Origin of the sequence: Maribacter litoralis, assembly GCF_003075045.1 — a bacterium.
GTDB classification, from domain to species: domain Bacteria; phylum Bacteroidota; class Bacteroidia; order Flavobacteriales; family Flavobacteriaceae; genus Maribacter; species Maribacter litoralis.
On record NZ_QCZD01000003.1, the window covers coordinates 254,222 to 270,999 of the forward strand.

At 36.3% G+C, this 16,778-nt stretch carries 18 protein-coding genes; 9 read left to right on the top strand and 9 right to left on the bottom strand.

Annotated elements, in window-relative coordinates:
• The first annotated feature begins 2 nt into the window (after nt 1–2).
• The 8 genes from DCS95_RS12630 to argH all read left to right on the top strand — a co-directional run bounded on the left by DCS95_RS12630 (nt 3) and on the right by argH (nt 7,481).
• A complete protein-coding gene (locus tag DCS95_RS12630; RefSeq protein WP_116771150.1) occupies nt 3–1,127 on the top strand; it encodes an aspartate aminotransferase family protein in 1,125 nt (374 codons plus the stop codon).
• Nucleotides 1,124–2,320: a glutamate-5-semialdehyde dehydrogenase gene (locus DCS95_RS12635; RefSeq protein ID WP_116771151.1), complete on the top strand. Its 1,197-nt coding sequence runs from the start codon at nt 1,124–1,126 to the stop codon at nt 2,318–2,320. The genes DCS95_RS12630 and DCS95_RS12635 overlap by 4 nt, the downstream gene beginning before the upstream one ends.
• 84 nt (nt 2,321–2,404) lie before the next feature.
• On the top strand, nt 2,405–3,172 hold the full coding sequence (proB, locus tag DCS95_RS12640) for a glutamate 5-kinase (RefSeq protein ID WP_116771152.1): 768 nt from the start codon (nt 2,405–2,407) through the stop codon (nt 3,170–3,172).
• The gene (locus DCS95_RS12645; protein ID WP_164674192.1) at nt 3,169–4,110 is read left to right on the top strand and encodes a Rossmann-fold NAD(P)-binding domain-containing protein; all 942 of its coding nucleotides are present in this window, start codon (nt 3,169–3,171) and stop codon (nt 4,108–4,110) included. The genes proB and DCS95_RS12645 overlap by 4 nt, the downstream gene beginning before the upstream one ends.
• Nucleotides 4,100–4,282: a hypothetical protein gene (locus DCS95_RS12650; protein WP_116771154.1), complete on the top strand. Its 183-nt coding sequence runs from the start codon at nt 4,100–4,102 to the stop codon at nt 4,280–4,282. The genes DCS95_RS12645 and DCS95_RS12650 overlap by 11 nt, the downstream gene beginning before the upstream one ends.
• Nucleotides 4,272–5,051 (top strand): acetylglutamate kinase, encoded by a 780-nt coding sequence (argB, locus tag DCS95_RS12655; RefSeq protein WP_116771155.1) that lies wholly within the window; start codon nt 4,272–4,274, stop codon nt 5,049–5,051. The genes DCS95_RS12650 and argB overlap by 11 nt, the downstream gene beginning before the upstream one ends.
• 1 nt (nt 5,052) lies before the next feature.
• Nucleotides 5,053–6,117, top strand: a complete 1,065-nt coding sequence (locus DCS95_RS12660; RefSeq protein ID WP_116771156.1) for a M20 family metallo-hydrolase — start codon at nt 5,053–5,055, stop codon at nt 6,115–6,117.
• An 83-nt stretch (nt 6,118–6,200) separates the two neighbouring features.
• Nucleotides 6,201–7,481: an argininosuccinate lyase gene (argH, locus tag DCS95_RS12665; RefSeq protein WP_116771157.1), complete on the top strand. Its 1,281-nt coding sequence runs from the start codon at nt 6,201–6,203 to the stop codon at nt 7,479–7,481.
• On the opposite strand, the gene DCS95_RS12670 is transcribed toward argH, so the two are convergent.
• From DCS95_RS12670 to DCS95_RS12695, 6 genes are all read right to left on the bottom strand, one after another.
• A complete protein-coding gene (locus tag DCS95_RS12670; RefSeq protein ID WP_116771158.1) occupies nt 7,474–8,355 on the bottom strand; it encodes a YihY/virulence factor BrkB family protein in 882 nt (293 codons plus the stop codon). The genes argH and DCS95_RS12670 overlap by 8 nt on opposite strands.
• A gap of 202 nt (nt 8,356–8,557) precedes the next feature.
• A complete protein-coding gene (locus DCS95_RS12675) occupies nt 8,558–9,619 on the bottom strand; it encodes a zinc-binding metallopeptidase family protein (RefSeq protein ID WP_116771159.1) in 1,062 nt (353 codons plus the stop codon).
• 34 nt (nt 9,620–9,653) lie between these two features.
• The gene (locus DCS95_RS12680) at nt 9,654–10,496 is read right to left on the bottom strand and encodes a pseudouridine synthase (RefSeq protein WP_116771160.1); all 843 of its coding nucleotides are present in this window, start codon (nt 10,494–10,496) and stop codon (nt 9,654–9,656) included.
• 75 nt (nt 10,497–10,571) lie between these two features.
• Nucleotides 10,572–11,477 (bottom strand): geranylgeranylglycerol-phosphate geranylgeranyltransferase, encoded by a 906-nt coding sequence (locus tag DCS95_RS12685; protein WP_116771161.1) that lies wholly within the window; start codon nt 11,475–11,477, stop codon nt 10,572–10,574.
• A 12-nt stretch (nt 11,478–11,489) separates the two neighbouring features.
• Entirely contained in the window at nt 11,490–12,428 is a 939-nt protein-coding gene (locus DCS95_RS12690) for a mevalonate kinase family protein (protein ID WP_116771162.1), read from the bottom strand.
• Between the two features lie 145 nt (nt 12,429–12,573).
• Nucleotides 12,574–13,656, bottom strand: coding sequence for a diphosphomevalonate decarboxylase (locus DCS95_RS12695; RefSeq protein ID WP_116771163.1), 1,083 nt, complete (start codon nt 13,654–13,656; stop codon nt 12,574–12,576).
• 81 nt (nt 13,657–13,737) lie between these two features.
• On the opposite strand from DCS95_RS12695, the gene DCS95_RS12700 reads away from it, so the two are divergent.
• A complete protein-coding gene (locus DCS95_RS12700) occupies nt 13,738–14,211 on the top strand; it encodes a TspO/MBR family protein (protein ID WP_116771164.1) in 474 nt (157 codons plus the stop codon).
• Here the strand turns inward: DCS95_RS12700 and DCS95_RS12705 are convergent.
• From DCS95_RS12705 to DCS95_RS12715, 3 genes are read right to left on the bottom strand one after another with little or no spacing between them, the layout of a single operon-like run.
• Complete coding sequence (locus DCS95_RS12705; RefSeq protein ID WP_116771165.1) at nt 14,208–14,747, bottom strand: DUF1697 domain-containing protein; 540 nt, start codon at nt 14,745–14,747, stop codon at nt 14,208–14,210. The genes DCS95_RS12700 and DCS95_RS12705 overlap by 4 nt on opposite strands.
• 1 nt (nt 14,748) lies before the next feature.
• Nucleotides 14,749–16,029: a BaiN/RdsA family NAD(P)/FAD-dependent oxidoreductase gene (locus DCS95_RS12710; protein ID WP_116771166.1), complete on the bottom strand. Its 1,281-nt coding sequence runs from the start codon at nt 16,027–16,029 to the stop codon at nt 14,749–14,751.
• Nucleotides 16,029–16,775: a glycerophosphodiester phosphodiesterase gene (locus DCS95_RS12715; RefSeq protein ID WP_244178455.1), complete on the bottom strand. Its 747-nt coding sequence runs from the start codon at nt 16,773–16,775 to the stop codon at nt 16,029–16,031. Before DCS95_RS12715 ends, DCS95_RS12710 begins: the two co-directional genes overlap by 1 nt.
• Nucleotides 16,776–16,778 lie beyond the last annotated feature (3 nt).

Below are 16,778 nucleotides of genomic sequence, written 5' to 3' on the forward strand. Positions count from 1 at the left end.
CTATGAAATTATTTGACGTTTATCCATTATATAATGTAACTCCCGTTTCCGCGAAAGGTATTGTAGTTACAGATGATCAAGGACAGGATTATTTAGATTTCTATGGCGGACATGCCGTTATTTCCATTGGCCATACACACCCACATTATGTGAAACGTTTAAAAGATCAATTGGACAATATTGGGTTTTATAGCAATGCGGTACAGAATCCGTTACAAGTAGAATTGGCTGCAAAACTGGGGGAAGCATCAAACTGTGAAGATTACAATCTGTTTATGTGCAACTCTGGTGCCGAGGCTAATGAAAATGCCCTGAAAATGGCTTCTTTTGTAACGGGAAAATCTAAAATCATCGCCTTTAACAATGGTTTTCACGGTAGAACATCTGCTGCAGTAGCAACAACGGATAACCCTTCTATAAACGCAGAAATAAATTTACAGCATGAAGTTGTTTTTCTTGACCTGAACGACAGTAAGGGTTTTGAAAGGGAAATATCTAAAAATGTTTGCGCCGTAATTATTGAATCTATCCAAGGTGTTGGTGGTTTAGATGAACCTACAACTGAATTTTTACAGGAAGTAGCATCGTTATGTAAAGAAAATGATGCGTTATTAATTGCTGATGAAGTTCAATCGGGATTTGGTAGAAGTGGTAAATTCTTTGCATTTCAACACCATAATATTCAACCGGACATCATAAGTATTGCAAAAGGTATGGGCAACGGTTTTCCTGTTGGTGGCATTCTAATTCACGAAAGTATCAAGGCAAAATACGGCATGTTGGGTACCACTTTCGGTGGCAATCATTTGGCTTGTGCAGCCACTATGGCGGTTTTAGAAGTAATTGAAAAAGAAAACCTAATTAGCAATGCTAAAGAACTAGGCGAATATTTCAACGAAAAAGCAAAAGAAATTCCGCAAGTAAAACGGGTAAAGGGTAAAGGCTTAATGTTAGGACTTGAATTTGATTTTCAGGTTGCCGATCTACGAAAAAAATTGATTCATGAGCACTTCTTATTTACCGGTGGTGCTAAAGATAAAACGGTACTTAGAATATTACCGGCATTGAACATTACCAAACAAGATTTAGATGTGTTTTTCACAGCTCTTAAGACTGCCTTATCATGAAAACAACACTTAGTATCACAAAAAGAAATGCCGTATTAAAGCGTATGGCAGAATTGGTTCAACAAGAGGAATCCATTTTAATCTCTGCCAATGAAAAAGATTTGAACTCTTTTGAATCTGGAGACATTGCCATGATAGATCGCTTAAAAGTAAATAAATCAAAGGTGGCTGAAATGGTATCATCCTTGAAAAAACTAGCAGCTTTACCAGACCCCTTGCATGTAGAACGATTTCAATTTACCCATGATAACGGTATGGAAATCAGCAACAAAACAGCTCCGTTTGGCACTATCATGATCATCTACGAATCTAGACCGGATGTTACTATTGAGGCTGCAGGAATTGCTTTTAAATCGGGGAATAAAATATTATTAAAAGGCGGTAAAGAGTCTTTAAATTCTAACTTGGTTTTGGTCAATCTTTGGCACAAGGCATTAGAATCTTGTAACTGTGCTACAGATTGGGTTAGCTACCTCAATTATTCTAGAACAGAAACACAACAATTTTTAGAAAACCCAACGCAAAAACTCGATTTAATCGTTCCTCGTGGTGGTGAAAAACTAATCGCTTTTGTAAAGCAACATGCTAAATGCTCCGTAATTGTTAGCGGAAGAGGAAACAACTTTGTATATGTTTCTCAAGATGCGGACTTGCAAATGGCTCTAGATGTTATCATCAATGCCAAGACCACCAAAATATCTGCTTGCAACGCTGTGGACAAAGTAATTATATCTAGAGATTTACCTCGCAAGGTGGAATTTTTAAATCACTTGATACAAACTTTAAAAAAGCATAAGGTCGAAATTTTGACCGATGCCAAACTTGCAGGTTTGGAAGGCACTTCACAAATGGAAGATGAATCCGTTTGGTACGAAGAATTTTTAGATTATAAAATAGTACTGGGGCAAGTGCCAAATGTGGACGAGGCCATACAGCTAATCAATACGTACGGCGGTGGTCACTCCGCTTCCATTATTACCAAAAATGAAGAGGAGGCTGATATTTTTATGCAATCAGTTGACACGGCTGCAATATACCATAATGCATCTACACGTTTTACCGATGGTGGGCAGTTTGGACTAGGCGGTGAACTTGCGATAAGTACAGATAAATTACACCAACGCGGACCAATTGGATTACAGCATTTAGTAACCAATAAATGGTATGTAAAAGGGAATGGACAGGTAAGGTAGTTAGGAGTTAGGAGTTAGGAGTTAGGAGTTAGGAGTTAGGAGTTAGGAAAGAATAAAATTTAGCCTAACAAAATTAGAATTAGCATGTTGAAAAAAAGAATTTTATTGAAATTAGGTTCCAATACCTTAACGAAAGATACCGATCATATCTCTCGCGGTAAAATTGAGGATATTGGCAGGCAAATAGCAGCATTAAAAGATCAATACGAATTCATTATCGTAAGTTCAGGGGCTATTGCTGCCGCAAAGCAATTCGTTAAAATTGAACATAATGGAGAGGATATCAATGTAAAACAAGCATTGGCATCAATAGGTCAGCCTCACCTCATGCGTATATTTCAAGAAAATTTTAGGGAATTGGGTTTGTTCACCTCCCAATGTTTATTATCGTATTCCGACTTTGAAAAAGAGCGAACAAGAATAAATATTAAAAATACCATCAATGTTCTTGTGGCCAACAATTTCATTCCTATCATCAATGAAAACGATACGGTGGCAACCGATGAAATCAAATTTGGAGATAATGATAAGTTAGCCGGATTGACCGCATCTCTTTTATCCGCAGATATTCTTATCATCGCAACGAATACTGACGGAATTTATACAAAATCGTCCTTAACGACTTCTTCGCCAAAAACAATAGAAGCAGTTTCAGACCTAACCGAATTAGTCAAAGAAATAGGGGAATCTAAATCTACCCACGGTACTGGCGGAATGCAATCAAAAATAGACGCAGCCACCATTGCACAAAAAGCCGGTATAGAAACCTGGATCACCAATGGCTTAAACGATAATTTTATTACTGAGGCCATTAAAAACAAAAGCACATTTACAAAAATTAAAGCATCATGAATTACCTTTCAATAAACGACATAGACGTTCTATCCAACTGGGTAAAAGAAGCCATATCACTTAAAAAACAGCCTAAAAAATTCAAAGAATTAGGTAAAGACAAAACTATTGGCCTTTTATTTTTTAACAACTCGCTACGAACCCGCTTAAGCACCCAAAAAGCTGCTATGAACTTGGGCATGGAAGTTATTGTTATGAATTTTGGCAGTGAAGGTTGGGCGCTTGAATATGCTAATGGTACTGTTATGGACCAAGGTACTTCTGAGCATATTAAAGAAGCTGCACAAGTAATTTCTCAATATTGTGATATTATTGCCATTCGTGCGTTTGCAGGATTGGTAGATAAGGAGCTGGATGAAGCCGAACAAGTTTTGAGCGGATTTAAAGAATATGCTTCCGTCCCTATCGTGAATATGGAAAGCTCCGTTGGGCATCCGTTACAGGCACTTACAGATGCCATTACGCTAGAAGAACATAATTTCAAGAACAACCCAAAAGTGGTCTTATCTTGGGCACCACACCCTAAGGCATTACCACATGCCGTTGCCAATTCATTCGTACAGATGATGCAAAAGCAAAATGCTGAATTTATAATTACACACCCAGAGGGTTATGAGTTAGACCCCAACATCACAAAAGATTGCACTATTGAGCACGATCAAGAAAAGGCTTTGGAAAATGCAGATTTTGTGTACGTAAAAAACTGGAGCAGTTATACTAATTATGGTCAAATAAAATCTCAAGATACTAATTGGAAAATGACTCTTAAAAAACTAGGGAAAGCTAAATTTATGCATTGCCTTCCTGTTCGTAGAAACGTAGTTGTGGCTGATGAGGTTTTAGACAGCGACCAGTCTTTGGTTATAGAACAAGCGAATAACAGAACGTACGCTGCCCAATTAGTATTAAAGAAAATATTGGAAAGCAATGAAAATTAATAAGTGGATTTACATTGGCATCGCTTTATTTGCATTCATTCTATTTGTAGCCAATATGGTTAATATAGACCATAGTACTGCGCACTGGAAAACCTATATGGGTCCGGTCAGTAATCTTATTCTCATAATTGCCATGGTACTCATGTTTAAATTTTCCGATTATGAAAAATAAATTAAGTGTTGTAAAAATTGGTGGCAATGTCATAGAAGATGAAAAAGCTTTAGACGTTTTTCTTACTACTTTTTCTAAACTTGAAGGATTAAAAATATTAGTACACGGTGGTGGTAAATTGGCTACACAATTGGCTACTAAACTTGGTATTGAATCTAAAATGATAGATGGTAGGCGTATTACCGATGGCGAAACCGCAGATATCATTACCATGGTCTATGGCGGTTTGGCAAACAAGAAAATTGTTGCTCAACTACAGGCTAAAAACACAAATGCTATTGGCTTAAGTGGTGCGGATGGCAATAGTATACAAGCGCATAAACGTCCCGTTAAGGAAATTGATTACGGATTTGTTGGTGATATTGATGGTGTAAATTCAGGTTTACTGACCAAGCTTTTATCCGCCGATTTAACGCCTATTTTCTGCGCCTTATCTCATGATGGAGCCGGACAATTATTAAATACGAATGCAGATACCATTGCTTCTGAAATTGCAATTGGTATGGCATCTAGCTATGAAACAACATTGTATTATTGCTTTGAGAAAAAAGGGGTTTTAATGGATATCGCAGATGAGAACAGTGTAGTTAAACACATTGATTCCGACACCTACCAAGAGCTTTTATCTGACGGTATCATTGCGGACGGAATGCTGCCAAAACTGCACAATTGCTTTCATGCGCTGAACAATAGCGTGTCAAAAGTATGTTTAGGCGATGTTACCATGCTCGATAAAGAAACAGAACTGTTCACGACCATAAAATTATAAGATGAACCAAAAAGAACTTACGGAAAGTGCTATCACATTATTGAAAGAACTTATTTCAATAGAATCATTTTCAAAAGAGGAAGATAAAACAGCCGATGCCATACAAGCTTGGTTGGCAACATTTAACATACCTACCGAGCGTGATCTCAACAATATTATTGCGAAAAATAAATACTGGGACGACTCAAAACCGACCTTGCTATTGAACTCGCACCACGACACGGTTAAACCAAATTCTGCTTATACCAAAGATCCATTTCACCCGCATATAGAAGATGGCAAATTATTTGGATTGGGAAGCAATGATGCCGGCGGACCGTTGGTTTCGCTTTTGGCAACTTTTGTTACCTATTACGAATCTGAAGACCTCAACCATAACATTTTAATGGTAGCCTCTGCCGAAGAGGAGAATGCCGGTGAAAATAGCTTACGTGGCTTATTGCCTAAACTTCCACACATTGATGTGGCTATAGTTGGTGAGCCTACATTGATGCAACTTGCAATCGCAGAAAAAGGATTGGTGGTTTTTGATGCTGTAGTTAAGGGGACTCCTTCCCATGCTGCGCATCCTAACAACGATAATTCCATTTACAATACCATTAAAGTACTGGAATGGTTCAAGAACTATACATTTGAAAAGACCTCTGAAGCATTGGGCGATGTAAAAATGACAGTTACACAAATTAACGCAGGTAAACAACACAATGTAGTACCAGCACAAGTAGATTTAGTGGTAGATGTTCGTGTAAACGATTCTTATAGTAATAAAGAAATAGCAGATTTACTAAAGAAGGATGCGCCATGCGAATTAAAGGAACGATCTTTACGTTTAAATTCATCTAAAATAGATAAAGATCACCCGTTGGTACAATCTGGCATTGCATTGGGTAGAACTACATATGGCTCGCCTACATTATCCGATCAAGCGGCGTTAAGTTGCCAATCGTTAAAATTGGGACCTGGTGACAGTACACGCTCCCACTCTGCCAATGAATTTATCTATGTGAATGAAATAGAAGAAGGCATAGATTTGTATATTAAAATATTAAAAGGATTTCTGCACTAAGCGTGCGGCTAATTATAAATTAAAAATCAATTATGTTTTGAGCTTGATACTTGAGCTTGACACTTGAATTTGACACTTGAATTATGAAACTCTGGGATAAAGGATTTAGCACTGATAAAAAGATTGATCATTTTACTGTTGGCAATGATAGGGAACTAGACTTGCTTCTGGTAAAGTATGATGTTATTGCATCTAAGGCACACGCCAAAATGCTTGGTAAAATAGGATTGATTTCTCCTAAAGAAACTGTTGAGCTTGTAAATGAGTTGGACAATATTGCGGCACGTATAGAAAAAGGGACCTTTTCTATAGAAAATTCTTTTGAAGACATGCATTCTAAAATTGAATACATGCTTACCCTAAGCTTAGGTGATACCGGTAAAAAAATACATACGGCACGTTCAAGAAACGACCAGGTTCTTGTGGCAATGCATTTATACCTAAAGGATGAATTGACCGAAATTAAGTCGATGACCAAATCGCTTTTCAACCTTTTACTGGTTAAGGCACAAGAGCATAAAGATGTAATGTTACCTGGGTACACGCATTTACAGATTGCAATGCCTTCCTCATTCGGACTATGGTTTTCCGCCTATGCAGAGAGTTTAATAGATGACCTTTATTTTATTGAAGCCGCCTATAAGGTTGCCGACCAAAATCCGTTAGGTAGTGCCGCTGGTTATGGTAGTTCTTTTGCCATAGACCGTAGCTTCACTACCGAAGAAATGGGTTTTGAAACTATGAAGTACAATGTAGTTGCCGCACAAATGAGTAGAGGAAAAGCAGAAAAAGCAGCAGCCTTTGGTATTGCCAATATTGCCGCGACTTTATCTAAAATGGCTATGGATATCTGTTTGTATATGAGTCAGAATTTTGATTTTATCTCATTTCCAGATGAGTTGACCACAGGTTCTAGCATTATGCCACATAAGAAAAACCCCGACGTTTTTGAATTGGTAAGGGGCAAGTGCAACAAACTACAATCCATTCCTAATCAATTGACCTTGGTCATCAACAATTTACCAAGTGGATACCATAGAGATTTACAATTGGTGAAAGAAATCATTGTTCCTGCAATACAGGATATGAAAGCATGTTTAGAAATTTTAACCTTTAGTTTAAAAGAAATTAAGGTGAACGACAGTATTCTAGACGATCCTAAATATGATTATTTATTCAGTGTAGATACCTTAAACGAGTTGGTACAAAGTGGAATGCCATTTAGGGATGCCTACAAAAAAATGGGAATGGAAATCAATGAAGGTACATTTACTCCTAAGAGAGATATTCACCACACCCACGAGGGTAGCTTAGGTAATTTATGCTTGAAAGAAATTCATGATAAAATGAAAAAGCTTAGTTAACCTTTACATACTTATCTGAATAAATTTTGGTGAATTGTGCTCCAAATGTAACAATGAGACTGGAATAAGAAACCCAGAGCATTACCAAAATAATACTCCCGGCCGCGCCATAGGTAGAGCCGGGTTCTGCTTTACCAAAATAAAATGCCAACGCATATTTACCTATTAAAAATAAGATTGCCGTTAACGCCGCTCCAACTTTTACCGCTTTCCATCGCACACGGGTACTCGGCAAATATTTGAACATAGCCCCAAACAACAAGTAAATAAACCCTAAGGATAAAATTAAATCTATTACAAAACCAAGTTCTAGCATACCTTCTGGTAATAATCTAGAAAGTTGAGTAGAAAATGCCGACAACAATGAGGTCAATACAAAACTGACCAATAATAAAAACCCGATAATCAAAATGAACCCAAAGCCTTTTAAGCGCATAAACAGCGTAGATAAAAACTCATTGGAGTATTTAGGTTTTGTTTCCCAAATATCATTTAGTGCATTTTGCAATTGATAAAACACCCCGGTTGCACCATAAATAAGTACTCCGACACCTAATAGCGTTGCTACCAGAGAGGTCTGCTGGTTGCCTTGATTCTTTATTATATCTTGAATAGATTGCGCTGTATCCGGACCCATTGCCGATGAAATCTCTGCGAATAACTCACCCTGTACTATTTCCTTACCCCATATACCTCCTACCAATTCTAAAATTAAAATAAGTAAACCAGGTAACGATAAAATGGCATAATAGGCGATAACAGCACTAATTTGAAAGGGCTCTTTTTCCATCCACCCTTTAAAGGTTTTTACCAATAGTTTAGGTAGATGAGATAATTTAAATTTAGATATGTTATTCTTAGGTTCAGCAGACATGCATCAATCGGTTTACACTATTCCTAAAAATACTTTGGAAACTTTTTTTGCAGTGATTCAATCCAAAAAAATACTATCTCTTAAGACTACTACTATAATTTTAAAAGTTATAACGCAACCCACGGTTACAGTTTAACCACCAATAGGGAAACAACCATGTTAGTACTGCATCTTATTTTTTTGGCCAAGGGTTTAGTAGAGATTAAACACCTTTTAACAATTTATGAATGAACTCTAATTTTTTCTCAACAGGTTTTGAAATCACAAACGGATAAGGATCATCTTCCCCCATTGAACGATTCATACTGTTCAAGGCAAATAACAGCGGAATACCGGTATCCATTATTTTTTTAAAATCCTTTACTTTATATGGGTCAAAACCTGCGTTCATTTTTAGGTTTTTCTTCGCAGTTATCTTGGGATCAGAGCTGAGTCCGAAATTATAGGCCGTCTCCAAAACATCGGTAAGGTGTAAGTAATGAGACCATGTTTCTGCCCAATCTTCCCATGGGTGAGATGATGCGTATTTACTAATATAACTTTGCTGCCAATGCACTTTTGGACCATTATTATAATGATTGGCCAATGCATCTGCATAAGATTGAGATTCATCGCCAAATATATTCCTGAATTCCACCAAAACATCGGGGTTGTCCCTAATGAGCAAATCCCAAAAATAATGCCCCACTTCATGCCTAAAATGCCCTAATAAAGTTCTATAACGTTCAGCCATTTGCTGCTTGATCTGTTCTCGAACAACAGGATCTGCTTCAGATATTAAGAGCGTAATTACGCCATTCGCATGTCCGGTTTTTAAATCTTTAGATTCTTCTGGTAAATCATCTTTTGCTAAAAAATCAAAGCAAAAACCATCTATGGCATCTTTTGTTTTTCTAACTACAGGAAGCCGAAAACGTAGTAGCTGATATACCAATCGATGTTTGGCAATTTCGATATGTTTCCACTTTTCTAAGTTGTCATCATCTAAAAGATGTGGTATGGTTCGGTTTAAAGTACAAGCCAGGCAAAATTTACGTCCTCTCGAAACATCAACCAACCAATTACAGACCTTGTGATTGTAATTCTCGCAATATTCGTAAGTCTTGCCATCTAACTCCTCTACCTGCCATGAGCCGACACTAGGATCTAATGAAACAATTTTATTATAATACCATGAATACCCTAGTTTAAAACTACAGTTTAAACATTTATTGTTTTCAAAAAAAACCGTATTCTTACAATTGGTACACTGAAATAATTTCATATCCTCTAGCCTTTACATAGACAAGGAGCATGTATTATTTGATCATCTTAAAATTAATAACTTCTTGATCGGTCAAATACCTCCAGTGTCCCCTTGGTAAATCTTTTTTGGTAAGACCACCATATACTACTCTATCCAATTTTTGGATTTTATATCCTAAGGTTTCGAACAAACGCTCTACAATTTTATTTCTAGAGCTGTAAATTTCAATACCAACTTCTCTTTTTGGAGCATCGGCAATGAAACTAATATCTTGTACACGTACAACTTTCTCATCTACGACAACACCTTCTTGTATTTTCTTCAAATCGGCACTACGCAATTCTTGCTCAAGAACTAAATGATATATCTTTCGTAGACCATTTATAGGGCTCTTTAGAGTCTTGGTCATATTACCATCATTGGTAAACAAAAGTAAACCGGTATGTTCCTTTTCCAATTTATCTACAGGTAGTAATTTTGACTTAGAAGCACTTGATATTAACCCAGAAACGTGTCTTTTACCTCTATCATCACGAATAGTGGTTACAAAGTCTTTCGGCTTATTTAAAAGAACGTACTCCCTTTTAACAGGATTCAAAAGTTGACCATCAAATTTTACCTCATCGCTCAATTTGACTTTATAACCCATTTCTGTAATAGGTTTTCCGTTCACCGTAACGCTACCTGCCGCTATATAAATATCGGCATCTCTTCTAGAGCAAACCCCAGAGTTGGCCACGTATTTATTTAGTCGAATTGAATTTGGATCTTGCGGCTTACTTGCCGTTGTATTTTTCTTAATGGGCGAATTACCTCGGGCGTAGCTCTTCTTTTTAAAATTACCTCCTTGCCTGCCTGACGGTTTCTTACCTCTACTAGAATCATCCCTACTCATAATTGTACCAATTTTGCACAAAGGTAGCAAATTGCATTGCGGTTCAAATAGTTATATGAAACATATTACCAACAACTACACTATTCTATTTAAAACAAGGTCTATGTCTATTAGAAGAATGCTGAATACGCCCATTACAATGATCAATTTGATAATATTATGAAGCCAAACATAGTCTTTACGTGCCTTTGCCTTGAATAACATCATTATAAACAACAGTAGCAGTAGTACACAAAAAACGAAATAGAAATTCATATGACCCACATCGAACCTAAAAATCAACAGTAATGAGGGCACCAATGTCAAAAAAATTAAAAACGATATCAAAAGTTTTGCTGTACGAGCCCCATAAATGATAGGAATAGTTCTATAATTCTGTGCCAAATCTCCAGAAATATTTTCCAAATCCTTAACTATTTCGCGGGCAAGAATCAGTAGAAATAGGAATACTGCATGTACAAATATTACCGCTTGTAAATTCTTATAATATACGAATACCACAAAAAAAGGTGTAATTGCTAAAGTGGCCGAAATAAAATTTCCTAAAAAAGGAATTCTCTTAAGTTTATGGGAATAGATCCAAATACCGAAAATATAGGATGAGAAAAAGAAAACAGCTTTAAAAGACACATAGCTAGCGGCAAATACCGCAATAAAATTCAGTACAAAATATGTGGTCAGCTTAAATCGTTGGCTTACCAAACGGTCTAGCATACTTTTTCTTGGCTTATTTATAAGGTCTTTTTCAGCATCATAAAAGTTATTGATAATATATCCACCCGCAATTACCAATGCAGATGCCAAAACAATAACAAATAGATTAAGATCTAGAACTACACTACGAACAGGTAGCTCTGGGGCAAGAATATAAATGGATGCCAAGTACTGAGCGAGGGCTATAACAAGAATATTATACCCTCTAACCACTGAAAACAGACTCAATACCTTTAAAAGTAAGAGTTTATTTTTTCTATTAAGCATTTTGGAAATTACCTAAAAATTATAAACTACTTCAAGTTTATAATCTTTTAACGCAGTTTTAGCTTTTTCAAAATCTTCGGTAAAACCAAGAATGTAGCCTCCACCACCTGAACCACAAAGCTTTAGGTAATACTCATTGGTATCTATACCTTTTTTCCATAAATCATGGAACTTTGCCGGTATCATTGGCTTAAAGTTATCTAAAACAACATGCGATAACTGCTTTAAATTACCGAACAATGATTTTATATTACCACTAACAAAATCTTCTACACAAGCATCGGTATGCTTAATAAACTGATTCTTTAGCATACTTCTAAAACCATCATTTTTCATTTGTTCCATGAAAATTTGAACCATTGGTGCGGTTTCGCCAATAATACCGCTATCCAATAAAAACACGGCTCCCTTACCTTCTGCGTTCTGTGATGGAATACTTGTTGACTCTATATTGTCTTTTGAATTGATAAGGATAGGCAAACTTAGGTAACTGTTCAAAGGATCAAGTCCTGAAGACTTACCATGAAAAAACGATTCCATTTTACCGAATATCGTTTTAAGCTTCAGTAATTTTTCTCTTGTTAAATTTTCAAGTACCGTTATTTTGTTCTGCGCATACTTATCGTAAATAGCAGCTACTAATGCACCACTACTACCTACACCGTAGCCTTGTGGTATTGAACTATCAAAATACATACCTGCAGCCACATCTGCCTTTAATACTTCAAGATCAAACGAAACCAATTGAGGATCATCTGTGGTTAATTTTTCCAAATAAATAGCGAACGCTTCTAAACTTTTATTAGATGCCGATGCTTCTTTAGATACACCCGCATCGGATTTTAAGGCTCCTTTGTAAAAGTTATAAGGAATGGATAATCCTTTGGAATCTTTAATGATGCCGTATTCCCCAAAGAGAAGAATTTTTGAATAAAATAAAGGTCCTTTCATTTTTAAAAACTAAGCGAACATTATACTTATATAAATATAGTCAAAGAAACATATAAAGTTGAACGTTTTACCCAAAAAGGTTAAACAAAATTACAAAACCGTTCATTAATCAACGCATTTTACAAATATATAGTGTGCAACCCAACTACAACTTCTTAGCCCCCAGACCAATTCGATCACAAATATACTGCCCATTTTGACAAAAAGAAATTAACTTCTCTTTTATAAACGGAAAAACGATATCTTTTTCATTTTCAGGATATAACACATGTACATTTGCCCCTGCATCTAATGTAAAACAAACATGGGTTTTACTTTCTTCCCTAAATTTCCAAATCTCATTAATGATAGAAAGGGTATTAGGCTTCATCAATATAAAATAAGGATTACTGGTCATCATCATTGCATGTAAAGTAAGGGCCTCACTTTCAACGATTCTTATAAAATCTTTTAAATTACCATCTGCCAAAACAAGGCCGAGCTTTTCTAAATTATCATGAGCTTGATCAAATCTTTGTGATGCAAATGGATGCCCATGCATAAGCTCATGACCTACGGTACTGCTTACTTGCTTCTCGCCTTTATCTACCAATAAAATGGTATCATGAAAATTATTGAATACTTTATGTACTTTATAAGGATATTTAATGCCAAATAGGTTTGAACTACCCTTAACCGAAGCTGTTTCTCCCCACTGAACCAAAGGACCTTCAATGCTACGACATGCGCTACCCGAACCTAGTCGGGCCAGAAATGATACTTTTCTATTAAAAAACTCATCTGTAATAGGTGCAGAAAATGACCTTTCCATTTCCATAAAACATAGTGCCAAAGCAGACATACCACTGGCAGATGAAGCAATACCACTACTATGAGGAAAAGTATTTGATGTTCGTATCACCAAATGATAGTCTTTTAAAAAAGGTAGATATACCTCTATCCTTTTTAAAAAGGTTTTAATTTTTGGTTTAAATTCTTCTTTTGCCTCTCCCTCAAAAAAAAGTTCAAAAGAAAACTCATCATTTTTTTGGGCTTTCTTTTGGTACTCAACACTGGTTTTTGTCATACAAGCGGCAAGGGTAAAACTTATAGACGGATTGGCAGGAATTTGATTTTCCCTTTTACCCCAATACTTGATCAATGCAATATTACTGGGTGATGAATAACCAACCACACCCTTTTCTTTCAATGTTATATATGATACTGGAATAAAATCTTTTTCTGACATTGAATTTTGAATTTGTGCAAATATAGTTTTTAGGTCTATCAATAAAAATAAATCCTTATTTTAGAGCTAAACACCAACCAATTGAAAAGAAAGCTTACGTATATATTAATTGGCATTGTAATTTGTTCAACCATAGGGTTTTTGAGCAGTGTTGTAACACAAAGCTCGGTAAACGGTTGGTACATGACATTGAACAAACCAAGTTTTAACCCTCCCAATTGGGTTTTCGCCCCCGTTTGGAGCGTGTTATATATCATGATGGGTATTTCGGCAGGATGGGTTTGGGCCAAAGGATTTCATCACAAATGGGTTAAGACCGGACTCTATCATTTCGGATTTCAACTTCTTTTAAATGGTCTATGGAGTATTATGTTCTTTGGGTTAAAACAACCCTTATTGGCTTTATTGATCATAATAGCACTTCTAATTGTACTAGCCCTAACCATAAAATGGTTTAAAGTAGTGAGTAAATTTGCAGCGTATCTTTTAACTCCTTATTTCCTATGGGTCTGTTTTGCCACGGCCTTAAATTTTAAAATATGGGAATTGAACTAACTGGAGAGCTCTATAAGCTTACTCATTGTCCTGTAATTTCTAGTAGTTGCCTCAACTTTCAACTTACGCTCTACAAGATTATTATTCAATTTTGCTTTACCATATCCTGCATTACATTTTAGATAAACACAATTACCTGTAATATAAAACTCTTCATTTACAAAGTTCTCTAATTTGAACTTTTCTACCGCTTCCTGTTTTGGTTGTTCATTTAGAAGAACATAGTAATTTTGCTTTCGCAAGTTTTCATCATCTGTTTTAAAGGGATTTTGATTTAAAATTACTTTCACCTGATCTACCGTCTTCACTATTACAGGAACATTAAATTCAAAATGCCTCAAAATCGCAGCTTTTATCTGCTTTTCCAATTCTTTATTATTGTTCAATTCACTTTTAAAAACCACATTCCCGCTTTGAATATAAGTTTCCACCTCTTTTAATTCTTGGTCAACGAGCAACTCTTTTAGCTCAGCCATTGGAACTTTATTCTTTCCACTAACATTGATTCCCCGAAGAAATGCGATATAGGTTTTCATGCTATTCACTATTTGTGTTTAGATCGTTAACAACACCTTTTGCAGCAATGAAGCCACCTGTCCATGCATTTTGAAAGTTGAATCCGCCGGTAATGGCATCGACATTAATAATTTCGCCCGCGAAATATAGGCCTGTCAGTATTTTGCTTTCATAGGTCTTGAAGTTTATTTCTTTCAGATTTACCCCACCTGCGGTTACAAATTCTTCTTTAAAAGTACTTTTTCCGTTTACCTGAAATATGCCTGCCGTTAATTGTTCCGCTAAAATTGTCAATTGCTGTTTTGATACTGCTGGCCATGTCACTGTATCTTCAATTCCTGAGGCGTTGACCAAATTTGCCCATAATCGCTTCGGTATATCAAGTACTTTGGTTCTTAAAACTGTTTTCTTTTCTACTTGTTTTACCTTAAGAAGCAATGCCAATAATCCGTCTTGATGATACTCAGGAACCCAATTTACCTGAATTCTAAACTGATAATTATACTGCTCTAAAATTCGTGCTCCCCAAGCCGATAATTTTAAAATAGCTGGACCGCTCATACCCCAGTGGGTAACCAACAATGGTCCTTCTGAAGTTAAACTTGAAGCATCTAATTTTAATCGCGATGATTTTTTCCCAATATTCTTTTTCGGAATAACCTTAACTTCTGCGTGTGTTGCAACACCGGGAATATCAACTATACGCTCATCTTTAATATTGAAAGTAAATAATGAAGGTACCGGCGGTACAATGGTATGCCCCAATGATTCAATATAATTCCACATTTTAGGATTGCTTCCGGTAGCTAGAACGAGCTTATTACAGAACATGAAACTATCACCAACAGCAACCTTCCATTTTTTTGTTCCTTCCTCTTCAATGTGCTCTATACCAGTGACGGAGCAATGTGTTTTCACTTGAATTCCTAATCTATCCGCCTCAGAGAGAAAACAATCAATAATTGTTTGGGAAGAATTACTAACAGGAAACATTCTACCATCGTCTTCTATTTTTAAAGCAACACCACGCTCCTCAAAAAAACCTACAGTATCACCACTGGCATAGGTATGAAAAGGACCCAGAAGTTCCTTTTCTCCTCTAGGATAATTTTTACTTAAATCACTCGGGTTAAATTCTGCATGGGTAACATTACAACGCCCACCACCAGACACTTTTACTTTAGTTAGTACTTCTTTACCACGTTCCAGTATTGCAATTTTGGTTTGCGGTCTACTTTCGGCAATATGAATTGCCGCATAAAAACCTGCCGCGCCGCCACCAATTACAAGAACATTGTACATTAATTTACTCGTTCAGGAAAGTTGGTAATTATGCCATCTACCCCAATGTTTTTCATAGCCTCTATATCTGCAGGCTCATTAACCGTCCACGTATAAATTTTAAATCCGGCATCATGTATTTCATCAGCCTTCTGCTCATCCAATTTTTTGAAGTATGGATTAATGGCTACGGCATTTAATTCTTTTGCCACCGGTATGGCTTCTACTGGGTCTTCTTCGGTTAAAACAGCAATTGCAACATTAGGATTATGTTTGCGCATTTCCTTTAACTCATCCCAATTAAAGCTAGATATTATAAAATTATCAGGAGACCAATTTTTGTTCTCAATGTAATAGTTCATAATATGATTGACCCTATCTGCAGTACCGGCTCCTTTTAACTCTATATTCAGCGCCACCTTATTATCAATAGTCTTTAACACATCTTGAAGCATCGGTATTTTATGACCTCCATCAACAATTACCTGCATTAAATCTACAATATAATAGTCTTCTATATCTCCAGGAGCATTGGTTAACCGATCTAGCTTATCATCGTGAAATACAACAATTTCGCCGCTCTTAATTTTAAAAACGTCTATCTCTATCATATCAACACCAAGATCCATTGCCTTTTGTATTGAAGGTATCGTGTTTTCGGTTTCGTGCCCCATAGCTCCTCTATGACCAATTACTAAGGGTTCTTCTTTCATATGACAAGATGCTAACGTGAAACAAATAAAAGCTAGGGTAATTTTTTTGAGCATGGG